This is a genomic window from Achromobacter sp. UBA5777 (assembly GCF_002418565.1).
GTDB lineage: Bacteria > Pseudomonadota > Gammaproteobacteria > Burkholderiales > Burkholderiaceae_B > Achromobacter > Achromobacter animicus.
The window spans coordinates 1-10346 of sequence record NZ_DIEJ01000163.1; the positions used below are offsets into that span (position 1 = coordinate 1).

Annotated in this window: 10 protein-coding genes; 2 read left to right on the forward strand and 8 right to left on the reverse strand. The window is 66.2% G+C overall.

Annotated features, from left to right (window positions below):
• The 8 genes from B3446_RS12795 to B3446_RS12830 form a co-directional block, all read right to left on the reverse strand.
• Positions 1–1386 (reverse strand): mannitol dehydrogenase family protein (locus tag B3446_RS12795; protein WP_291381505.1); only part of this gene is annotated, 1386 nt, incomplete at its 3' end.
• A gap of 59 nt (positions 1387–1445) precedes the next feature.
• On the reverse strand, positions 1446–2981 hold the full coding sequence (locus B3446_RS12800) for a UxaA family hydrolase (protein ID WP_191577936.1): 1536 nt from the start codon (positions 2979–2981) through the stop codon (positions 1446–1448).
• A 31-nt stretch (positions 2982–3012) separates the two neighbouring features.
• Positions 3013–3879, reverse strand: coding sequence for a fumarylacetoacetate hydrolase family protein (locus B3446_RS12805; protein WP_291381508.1), 867 nt, complete (start codon positions 3877–3879; stop codon positions 3013–3015).
• Positions 3880–3909: 30 nt separating this feature from the next.
• Positions 3910–4656 (reverse strand): SDR family oxidoreductase, encoded by a 747-nt coding sequence (locus tag B3446_RS12810; RefSeq protein ID WP_191577938.1) that lies wholly within the window; start codon positions 4654–4656, stop codon positions 3910–3912.
• 12 nt (positions 4657–4668) lie between these two features.
• Positions 4669–6078, reverse strand: a complete 1410-nt coding sequence (locus B3446_RS12815; RefSeq protein ID WP_291381511.1) for a TRAP transporter large permease — start codon at positions 6076–6078, stop codon at positions 4669–4671.
• Between the two features lie 64 nt (positions 6079–6142).
• The gene (locus B3446_RS12820; RefSeq protein WP_291381513.1) at positions 6143–6769 is read right to left on the reverse strand and encodes a TRAP transporter small permease; all 627 of its coding nucleotides are present in this window, start codon (positions 6767–6769) and stop codon (positions 6143–6145) included.
• A 130-nt stretch (positions 6770–6899) separates the two neighbouring features.
• On the reverse strand, positions 6900–7874 hold the full coding sequence (locus B3446_RS12825) for a sialic acid TRAP transporter substrate-binding protein SiaP (protein WP_291381515.1): 975 nt from the start codon (positions 7872–7874) through the stop codon (positions 6900–6902).
• A 139-nt stretch (positions 7875–8013) separates the two neighbouring features.
• Positions 8014–8727 (reverse strand): FadR/GntR family transcriptional regulator, encoded by a 714-nt coding sequence (locus B3446_RS12830; protein ID WP_175122570.1) that lies wholly within the window; start codon positions 8725–8727, stop codon positions 8014–8016.
• A 173-nt stretch (positions 8728–8900) separates the two neighbouring features.
• On the opposite strand from B3446_RS12830, the gene B3446_RS12835 reads away from it, so the two are divergent.
• The gene (locus B3446_RS12835; RefSeq protein ID WP_291381517.1) at positions 8901–9299 is read left to right on the forward strand and encodes a diacylglycerol kinase; all 399 of its coding nucleotides are present in this window, start codon (positions 8901–8903) and stop codon (positions 9297–9299) included.
• A 49-nt stretch (positions 9300–9348) separates the two neighbouring features.
• Positions 9349–10346 (forward strand): NAD(P)/FAD-dependent oxidoreductase (locus B3446_RS12840; RefSeq protein WP_291381519.1); only part of this gene is annotated, 998 nt, incomplete at its 3' end.

A 10346-nucleotide genomic window follows, 5' to 3' on the forward strand; every position in this document is an offset into this window, starting at 1 on the left:
GCGCCGCTGCGCCGCCTGCGACGGCTTGGCGGCATGCGCGGCCACCTCGGCGCGCGACAGCAGGCGGTCCAGCCGCGCCGCGATCGGATCCTGAATGACGTAAACGCCGCCCTGCTCGTCTTCGCCGCGCAGGTAGTTCAGCCAAGCCGCCACCGCCAGGCACAGGCGATCGATGCCGTGCCCCGCGCGCAGGCGGTCGCGGATCGTGTCCAGCAGGCGTTGGGGCAACTTTTGCGAACCGTCCATCACGATCTGCGCCAGCGGATGCGGCAGCGCCGGATTGGAAATCCGGTTCAGGAAGCGCAGACGGTACTCCACCAACCCCGCATCGGGAATGCCGCGCAGGGTTGGCGCGATCTCCTCGCTCATCATGGCTTCGATGAACGCGCGCAGCGCCGGGGCGTTCGCGGCGTCGGCCATGGTGTGCAGGCCCAAGGTCGCGCCCAGGTAGGCCAGCGCCGAATGCGGACCGCTGACCATGCGCAGCTTCAGCCGTTCATAGGGCGCCGCGTTGCTCACGAAGGTCGCGCCGCCCTGCGCGTCCCAGGCGGGGCGGCCGGCGGCAAACTTGTCTTCGATGACCCAGTTCAGATAGGGCTCGCCCAGCACGGGCCAGGCGTCCTCGACGCCCAGGCGGCCGGCGATCCGCTGGCGGTCCTGGTCTTCGGTGGCCGGCACGATGCGGTCGACCATGGAGTTCGGAAACGTGCAGTGGCGGTCGATCCAGTCGGCCAGCGTCACGTCCACCCGCAGCGCAAACGCCAGCACCAGGCTGCGCAGCGTATCGCCGTTGCCGCGCAGGTTGTCGCACGACATCAGCGTGATCGGCGGCAGGCCGCGCTCGCGGCGCAAAGCCAGGCCGTGCACCAGAATGCCGATGGTGCTGCGAGGCCGGATGGGGTTTTCCAGGTCGTGCAGGATGTCCGGATCGTCCCAGCGCAGGTGGCCGGTGGCGGGTTCGTGGCTGTAACCCTTTTCCGTCACGGTCAGGCTGACGATGCGGGTCTGCGGGTAGGCGATGCGTTCCAGGACCGCGTTGGGGTCTTCGTCGGCCACCATCACGCGCAGCACGGAGCCGACAATGCGCAATTGTTCGCGGTCCTGCCCGTCGGGCCCCGCGTCGCGCACGGCCAACGTGTACAGGCCGTCCTGCGGCGTCAGCGCATCGCGCGTGGCCGGATGGCGCAGGGACACGCCCAGAATGCCCCAGCTCAGGTCGCCGCTGGCCTGCATGGCCTGGTCGGTGACCACCGCCTGATGCGCCCGGTGAAAGGCGCCCAGCCCCAGGTGAACGATGCCCGGCGTCAGCCGGCTGCGGTCGTAGCTGGGCTTTTCCACGTCGGCGGGCAGACGCGGCAATGACTCGGAATTCAGACGTTCAAGCATGGGTGCGCAATGCCAAAAAGGGGCGACGCCAGGGTATAGCATGCCCCGAGCCGTCTTCGCTACATCACCGCGCCAAGTTGCCACGGAACGAATTCGTTTTGCCCGTAGCCGTGCGTTTCGCTGCGGGTGCGCCGGCCCGAGGCCGTCTGCAGCATGAGCTGGAAAATGCGCTCGCCCATCTGCGCCACGCTCTGCGCGCCATCGACCACTTCGCCGCAATTGATGTCGATGTCGTCGGACTGGCGCTGCCACAACGCCGTGTTGGTGGACAGCTTGAGCGATGGCGCCGGCGCGCAGCCGTAGGCGGATCCGCGGCCGGTGGTAAAGCAGATCAGGTTGGCGCCGCCGGCCACCTGACCGGTGGCCGAGACCGGGTCGTAGCCCGGGGTGTCCATGAAGACCAGCCCGCGGGTGTGCACGGGCTCGGCGTATTCATAGACGTCAGTGAGGTTGGTCGTGCCGCTTTTGGCGATGGCGCCCAGCGATTTTTCCAGGATGGTGGTCAGGCCGCCCGCCTTGTTGCCGGCCGAGGGGTTGTTGTCCATCTCGGCGTCGTTGCGGGCGCAGTAGTCTTCCCACCACCGCACGCGGGCAAGCAGTTTTTCGGCCACGGCGGGGGTCTGCGCCCGGCGCGTCAACAGGTGTTCGCCCCCGTAGATCTCGGGCGTCTCGGACAGGATCGCCGTACCGCCGTGGCGCACCAGCAGGTCCACCGCCGCGCCCAGCGCCGGGTTGGCGCTGATGCCGGAATAGCCGTCCGAGCCGCCGCATTGCAGGCCCACGGTCAGGTGGCTGGCGGGCACGGCCTGGCGTTCGACGCGATTGGCCTGCTCCAGCATGCGCTCGACCAGTTCAATTCCCCGCGCCACCGTCTTGCGCGTGCCGCCCGTGTCCTGGATGTTGAACGTGTGCAGCATGCCGCTTTCGCGCAGGTGTTCCTGCTCCATCAGCCCGCCGATCTGGTTGGTCTCGCAGCCCAGTCCCACGACCATCAGCCCGCCAAAGTTGGCATGCCGCGCGTAGCCGCCCAGCGTGCGCCGCAGCACGCGCAGCGGTTCGCCGTCGCTGCCGGTCGCACAGCCCGCGCCGTGCGTCAGCGCCACGACGCCGTCCACGTTCGGACAGGCGGCCAACGCCTCGGGCCGGATGTCGCGGCGGAAGTGGTCGGCGATGGCGCGGGCCACCGTGGCCGAACAGTTCACGCTGGTCAGGATGCCGATGTAGTTGCGGGTGGCGATGCGGCCGTCTGCGCGCACGATGCCGTCGAACATGGCCGGCGCGTCCACAAAGTCCGTCGGACGCGCATCCTGCCCGACCGCGTAGTCACGCTCGAAATCCGAGAACTCCAGGTTCTGCGTGTGGACGTGCTGACCGGGTGCGATGTCCTGCCGCGCCACGCCGATGATCTGGTTGTAGCGGCGCACCGGTTCGCCGGCCGCGATGGCGCGCACCGCCACCTTGTGGCCGGGCGGCACCAGCCCCACGACCGTCACGCCCTCGCCTTCCAGCCGCGTGCCGCTGACAAGCTGGCGCCGGGCGATCACCACGTTGTCCGCCGGGTGGATGCGTATGACTGCGGTATCGGTCTGCGACATGAGGACTCCGGAAGGCAAGAGGGCGAGCGGATCAGGCGTCGATCAGGGCGGGATCCCAGGCATGGACGCGCTGGCGCTGTTCGCCGAGACCGGCGATGCCCAGCTTCATCTCGTCGCCCGCCTTCAGGTAGACGGGCGCGGGCTTCTGGCCCATGCCCACGCCGGGCGGCGTGCCGGTGCTGATGAGGTCTCCGGGATACAGCGTCATGAAGCGGCTGACGTACGACACCAGTTGCGCGACGCCGAACACCATGGTGCGGGTACTGCCGTTCTGGTAGCGCTTGCCGTTGACCTCCAGCCACATCTCCAGGTCCTGCGGATTCGGGATCTCATCGGCCGTCGCCAGCCACGGGCCGATGGGGCCGAACGTGTCGCAGCCCTTGCCCTTGTCCCAGGTGCCGCCGCGTTCGATCTGGTATTCGCGTTCGGACACGTCGTTGACCACGCAGTAGCCCGCCACGTGCTTCATGGCGTCGGCCTCGCTGACGTAGCGGGCCTTCTCGCCGATCACCACGCCCAGCTCGACCTCCCAGTCGGTCTTGACCGATTCCCGCGGCAGCACAACCGGATCGTTGCAGCCCACCACGGCGGACGTTGTCTTCATGAAGATGACGGGCTCGGCTGGCACCGGCAGTCCGGACTCCGCGGCGTGATCCGCATAATTCAGGCCGATGCAGATGAACTTGCCCATGCCGCTCCACGGCGGCGCCACGCGGCCCGGTTGCGCGACCAGCGGGAGCGACGCCGGATCCAGTGCGCGCAGTTCCGCCAGCTTGGCGGGAACGAGCGTCTGGGCGGTGATGTCGGCAATGACGGAAGACAGGTCGCGGACCTGGCCGTCGGCGTCGATCAGCGCGGGCTTTTCTGCGCCCTTGGCGCCATATCGCATCAGTTTCATAGCGGTTTCCTTGTTGCTGGAAAAGAAGAGTCAGTTGGACCAGCCGCCGTCGATCACTTGCGCGGTGCCGGTGGTGAAGGCGGATTCGTCGCTGGCAAGATACACCGCCAGCGCGGCGATCTCTTCGGCGCGGCCGATGCGGCCCATCGGCTGGCGCGCAGTGAAGGCGGCCTCGACCGCCGCGACAGGCTGCCCGCTGGCCTGCGCCTGCGCGTCGATGCGCTGGCGCAGCGACGGCGACTCGACGGTGCCCGGGCAGATCGCGTTGCAGCGGATGCCCTGGCCCACGTAGTCGGCGGCCACCGCCTTGGTCAGGCCGATGACGGCCGCCTTGGTGGCGCCGTAGGCGCAGCGGTTGGGCGCGCCCTTGATGCTGCCCGCCACCGACGCCATGTTCACGATGGACCCCGAGCCGCGCGCCAACATCGCCGGCAGGCAGGCGCGGATCAGCAGATACATGGACCGCACGTTCAGGTTGAACGAAAAGTCCCAGGCATCTTCGTCGCAATCGAGAATGGTGCCGGCGTGCACGAAGCCCGCGCCGTTGAACAGCACGTCAACCGCGCCCGCGTCCTGCGCCAGCGCGCGCACCGCGCGGGCGTCGGTCACGTCCAGCACCTGCGTGCGGCAGCCGGACAGCGATTCCAGTGCGGCGCCATTCAGGTCCACGGCCAGCACGTCGGCGCCCTCATTTGCGTAGGCCATTGCCACGGCGCGGCCAATACCCTGCCCGGCGGCGGTGACGATAGCGGTCTTGCCTTGCAGTCTTCCTGACATGTTCGCGGTTCCTTATTTGCCGGCCATGCCCATCGCGGTGGGCAGCCACAGGGTGATCTGAGGGATGTAGGTGATGGCAATCAGGGCCACGAACAGCGGCACCAGCCACGGCAGGATAGCCATCGTGGTGCGCTCGACCGACAACTTGGCCACCCGCGCCAGCACGAACAGCACCATGCCCATGGGCGGATGCAGCAGGCCGATCATCAGGTTCAGCGTCATGATGAGTCCGAAGTGGATCGGATCGATGCCCAGCTTCAGCACGATCGGCAGCAGGATCGGCACCAGGATGGTGATGGCCGCGATGGTGTCGATGAAGCAACCCACGATCAGGATCAGGACGTTCGCCATCAGCAGGAACACCCACTTGTTCTGCGTCACGCTCAGGATGGCGTCCGTCAGTTGCTGAGCAGCCTGCGTCGTGGTCAGCAGCCAGGCGAACACCGACGCGGCCGTCACGATGAAGAGAACGGACGCCGTAGTCTCGATGGTGTCGAAGGTGGCCTTGGCCAGCGTGCGCAACGTCATGGAGCGATACCGCACCAGACCCAGGAACAGCGCCCAGATCACGGCCGCCACCGCGGCCTCGGTCGGCGTGAACCAGCCGAGCGTCATGCCGCCGATCAGGATCACCGGCGCCATCAGAGCCATGACCGCCGAAAAGTTGAACTTCCAGTCCAGAGCGAGCAGGACCACAAAAGCGATGCCGGTGGCGACGTTAGGCGTTACGCCCGCCAGCGTCATCAGCCAGATCGACAGCGGAAACGCCAGCACGATCAGCACTTCCAACCCCGCGCCGCCCAGCCGCTTCCAGTCGAAGGCCACGTCACCGCCCCAGTTGTTGCGGCGCGCGTAGTACGCGACGGTAAACATCATCAGAATCGTCAACACCAGACCGGGAATCAGGCCCGCCAGAAACAGCGAGCCGATCGACACGTTGGCCATCATGCCGTAGATGACGAAAGGCAGCGACGGGGGAATGATGGGGCCGAGCGTGGCCGACGCGGCCGTCACGCCGACGGCGAACTCGGTCTGGTAGCCGTGGTCCTTCATGGCCTTGATCTCGATGGTGCCCAGACCCGCGGCGTCGGCGATCGCGGTGCCGGACATGCCGGCAAACACCACCGAGCCGATGATGTTCACCTGCCCCAGGCCGCCGCGCATCCAACCCACCAGCGCCACCGCGAAGTTGTAGATGCGGCCCGTGATGCCGGCGATGTTCATCAGGTTGCCGGCCAGGATGAAGAACGGCACGGCCAGCAGCGGAAACGACTCGACGCCCGCGATCATGCGCTGCGCGATGACCACGTCCGGCACGCTGCCGGAGATCAGGATGAACAGCAGGGACGCGCCCGCCATCGAGACCGCCACCGGCAGTCCCAGGATCATCAACAGCAGAAAGGTTCCTATCAGGGTGCCCATGTATCGCTCCTGGCAAGGCACTGCGGATTCGGGGAGATTCTGTCCAGCGATTCAATGCAGCGACTCAGTCCAACGACTCGTAGGCCGCCGGATTCTCCAGGATCGAATAGCCCTGCCGCCAGTTCTGCCAGGACACCTGCAACGATCGCAGGAACATCATGGCGAACCCGGCCAGTGCCACCCAGTACACGAAGGCCTTGTTCCAGAACAGCGTCGTCATGGGCTCGTCGCCCACCAGCACGATGTAGCGGTACGTCAGCCACACGGCATAGCCGAAGAAGGCCGTGCGCAGGATGTCGATCAACGTGGACAGCACACGGCCCACCGGCTTGGGCAGGTAGCGGTAAAGGAAGTCCACCTGGATGTGGCGGCACGCGCGCACGCACATGGCCGATCCCAGGAACACCACGCCGATCAGGCAGTACACCGCCAGCTCCTCGGTCCAGGCGTACGAGTCGTTCAGCACATAGCGCGAAAAGAACTGCAGGAAGACCAGCAGCGCCATCGTCCAGAACATGGCCAGGCAGATCCAGTCTTCCGGCTGGTAGCCGGCCAGGCTGACTTCGTGGTGATCGGCTTCTTCGAAACTCTGGACGATCTCGTCCACCGAAGCGACATGATGCGGGCCGGACGGCTGGTCAGTCGGATGGCTGACGGCCGCCATCGGCGCGGCCTTCGCGTTGGAGTGCATGGAATTCCCCTCGTGCGGGATCGGTCAAGCTATCGGGTCAGGCGATTGCCGGAAGCGATGCGGTCAGGCGATGCATTCAGGTGCTGCATTCAGGCGCGGCGAGCCGCGGCGGCGGCCCGCCCGCCGTGGTTCACTTCACCGCCTTGATTTTTTCCCAGTCCGACTTCTCGTAGCCGTACTGTTTGAACGGCACCTTCTCCAGCACGGTATTGCGGAAGTCGTCGACGTTGACCTCGGCCACCGTCAGGCCGCGCTGCTTGAACACGTCGACCATCTTTTTCTCGGACGCGGCCACCTCGGCCGATGCCTTTTCCGCGGCCTGCTGCGCGACCTCTGCAAAGATCTTCTTGTCCTCGTCCGACAGGCTCTTCCAGAGCTTGCCGGAGATCACCGTGTTCAGGTGATCGACGATGTGGCCCGTCAGGATGATGTTCTTCTGCACCTCGTAGAACTTCTTGGCCTCGATCGTGGTCAGCGGATTTTCCTGCGCCTCGACCGTGCCGTTCTGCAGGGCCAGATAGACCTCGGCAAACGCGATGGGCGCGGTGTTGGCGCCACAGGCGCGCGGCATCGCCAGGTAGGCGGCCACGTCCGGCACGCGGATCTTCAGGCCCTTCATCTCGCTGCACTTGGTGAACGGCTTGTTGGACGTCGTCTGGCGCGTGCCGTAATACGTGGTCGCGACGATGTGGTTGCCGCTCTTTTCGTCGTAGCCGCGCGTGAGCTCTTTGTAGATGTCGCTCTTGGTGTAGGCGATCAGGTGCTCGGGGCTGCGGAACGTGTAGGGATAGTAGGTGACGCCGATGCGCGGAAAACTCTTGGCCGCGAAGCTGGATCCGGAAATGATCATGTCCACCGTGCCGAGCGTCAGGCCCTGGTTGATGTCGTTCTCCTTGCCCAGTTGCGAGGCCGGATAGACATCGATGTGATAGCGGCCGTTGGTGCGCTTTTCGATTTCCTGGGCGGCCCACACCGACGAGGTATGGAACGGTTCGGAAGTCTCGTACACGTGCGCCCACTTCAGTTTGGTCTGCGCCAGTGCGGAGCCGCTGACGGCTAGCGCGACGGCGGCAAACAGCACTTTGATAGCGTTGCTCGGCTTCATGTTGTCTCCTCTCTTTGAGGTGGCGGGCTCGGCGGCCACGCGTCATGTTTTACATATGGAGTTCACCTACTGGAGCTGCACCTTCGTACTGCGACTGCGATCTGCCACCGGTGCCCGTAACGGGCGCCGGCAGCCATTGCTATTCAGCGCGCAACGCTTCGGCCGCGCCGGGCCAGCTGGCCATCAGGCGGTCGTACGAGCAGGAAAGATGGTCACGCATGGCGGCCCGCGCGCCCTGTTCGTCACCGGCCGCGATGGCGTCGATGACGCGGCGGTGCTCGGTGATGGCGACGGCCCAACTGTCGGAATTCTCGAAGTAATCGCCCAGCTTCACGGAAAGCGGGTTGTGACGTTCGTCGAAGAGTTCGCCCACGACGCGCACCAGCACGGCGTTGTTGGCCATTTCGGCCACGCGCAGGTGAAACAGCCGGTCGCCGCGGATGGGCACGCTGCCGGCCCGCGCCTCGTCTTCCATGGCGTCGACGGCTTCGCGCAGGCCTTCCACCAGCGCGGGCACCGGGTTCAGCGCGGCCTGCGCGGCCAGCTCGCTTTCGATGGTGCGGCGGGCGCGGATGGTTTCAAGGGGGCTTTCGGCGGTCAGGCTGGCGCGCGGCGCGACGCCCGGGCTTTGCACGTACACGCCGGAGCCCATGCGCACTTCCACCCAGCCTTCGACCTCCAGCGCAATCAGCGCCTCGCGCACCGACGGCCGCGACACGCCCAGCTTCAACGCCAGGTCGCGCTCGGGCGGCAGCCGCGCACCGGCCGGAAACTCGCCGGCCTCGATCAGCAGGCGAAGCTGATCGGCGATCTGGCGATACAGGCGGCGAGGTTCGATGGTCTGAATCGGCATGAAGAAGACAGCTCGATGACAGGACGAAACGGTAAAGTGGCCTTACCAATTGACCAGAATCCTGCGCCTGCTGTCGTTGGGTCACAATTAGGGTTTGCCCATAGGCACGCGGTGTGCCACGCGGGCAACCCTTATCTGTTAAAAAGCCGCCACCACGGCTTTCTTCCGATTCCATGACCCACGATCCGCAACACTCGCCCTTCAAGAGCACCGGCGGCGCGCGCCGCATCCTCAATGCGCTGCGCTATTCCTGGCAGGGCCTGAAGGCGGCCGTCAAATACGAGGCGGCCTTCCGGCAGGAACTGGCCCTGGCCGTACTGATGATTCCGGCGGCGTTCTTTCTGGGCCGCACCACGGTCGAAGTGTTCTTCCTGGTGGGCGTGGTGGTCATGGTGCTGGCGGTGGAACTGCTCAATTCCGCCATCGAAGCGCTCGCCGATGCGCTGTCCGTCGAACGCCATCCCCTTCTGGGGCGGGCCAAGGACCTGGGCAGCGCGGCGGTGATGCTGCTGCTGATATTCGCCGGAACGGTCTGGGTGGGGGTGGCCATCAGCCGTTTCGTCATGCATTGACACGGGTTCGCACCGCGACGGGGATGCGACTCTATTTATACTGGGAGCCATGATGCCTCAATCGACGTCAGCACCCTCCAAGCGCATCGTCATCGTCGGCGGTGGCGCAGGCGGCCTAGAACTGGCCGCCAAACTGGGCCGTACACACGGCCGCGAACACATCACCCTGGTCGACAGCCGCCCCTTCCATATCTGGAAGCCTTCGCTGCATGAAGCGGCGGCGGGCACGCTGGACATCCACCAGGAAGGCCTTTCCTACCTGATGCTGGCTCACCTGGACGGCTTCTCGTTCACCCAGGGCCGCCTTGAGAGCATTGACCGCGAACGCCGGTTGATCACGGTGGACGCCGTCAACGACGCGCAAGGCCAGGAAGTCCTGCCGCGCCGCGAACTGGCGTACGACGCGCTGGTGCTGGCGCTGGGCAGCACGTCCAACTTCTTCAACACGCCCGGCGCGGCCGAACATGCGGTCACGCTGGACACCACCGAAAACGCCGAGCAATTCCGCCTGACCATGCTCAAAGCCATGGCGCTGGTGGACCAGGCCAAGGTGCGCAATCCGTCCGCGCGCCTGGACCTGGTGATCGTCGGCGGCGGCGCCACCGGCGTGGAACTGGCGGTGGAACTGACCGAAGCCAGCCACGTCGTCAGCGCCTATGGCCTGCCGAACTTCCGCGCGGATCGCGATCTGGCGATCACGCTGGTCGAAGGCGCGCCGCGCATCCTGTCCGCGCTGCCTGAGAAGATTTCGGTCGCGGCGACCAAACGCCTGACCGAACTGGGCATCCGCGTCGAGACCTCGTGCCGTGTGTCCGAGGTAACGGACAACACCGTGCGCACCGCCGACGGCCGCGAATTTCCGGCGCAGTTGTGCATGTGGGCTGCGGGCATCAAGGGTCCGGCGCTCCTGGCCGACCTGGGACTGCCGCTGAACAAGCTGGGGCAAATCGAAGTCAACGAGCGGCTCGAAACACCCGACCCGCACATCGTGGCGCTGGGCGATTGCTGCGCGGCGCCGTGGCGCGAGGGCCGCACCGTGCCGGCCCG

What these genes read in the sequence shown, in the direction of transcription:
- B3446_RS12800 (WP_191577936.1), bottom strand. Translation starts at nt 2,981, where the DNA reads ATGTCGCAGACCGATACCGCAGTCATACGCATCCACCCGGCGGACAAC.
- B3446_RS12805 (WP_291381508.1), bottom strand. Translation starts at nt 3,879, where the DNA reads ATGAAACTGATGCGATATGGCGCCAAGGGCGCAGAAAAGCCCGCGCTG.
- B3446_RS12810 (WP_191577938.1), bottom strand. Translation starts at nt 4,656, where the DNA reads ATGTCAGGAAGACTGCAAGGCAAGACCGCTATCGTCACCGCCGCCGGG.
- B3446_RS12815 (WP_291381511.1), bottom strand. Translation starts at nt 6,078, where the DNA reads ATGGGCACCCTGATAGGAACCTTTCTGCTGTTGATGATCCTGGGACTG.
- B3446_RS12820 (WP_291381513.1), bottom strand. Translation starts at nt 6,769, where the DNA reads ATGCACTCCAACGCGAAGGCCGCGCCGATGGCGGCCGTCAGCCATCCG.
- B3446_RS12825 (WP_291381515.1), bottom strand. Translation starts at nt 7,874, where the DNA reads ATGAAGCCGAGCAACGCTATCAAAGTGCTGTTTGCCGCCGTCGCGCTA.
- B3446_RS12830 (WP_175122570.1), bottom strand. Translation starts at nt 8,727, where the DNA reads ATGCCGATTCAGACCATCGAACCTCGCCGCCTGTATCGCCAGATCGCC.
- B3446_RS12835 (WP_291381517.1), top strand. Translation starts at nt 8,901, where the DNA reads ATGACCCACGATCCGCAACACTCGCCCTTCAAGAGCACCGGCGGCGCG.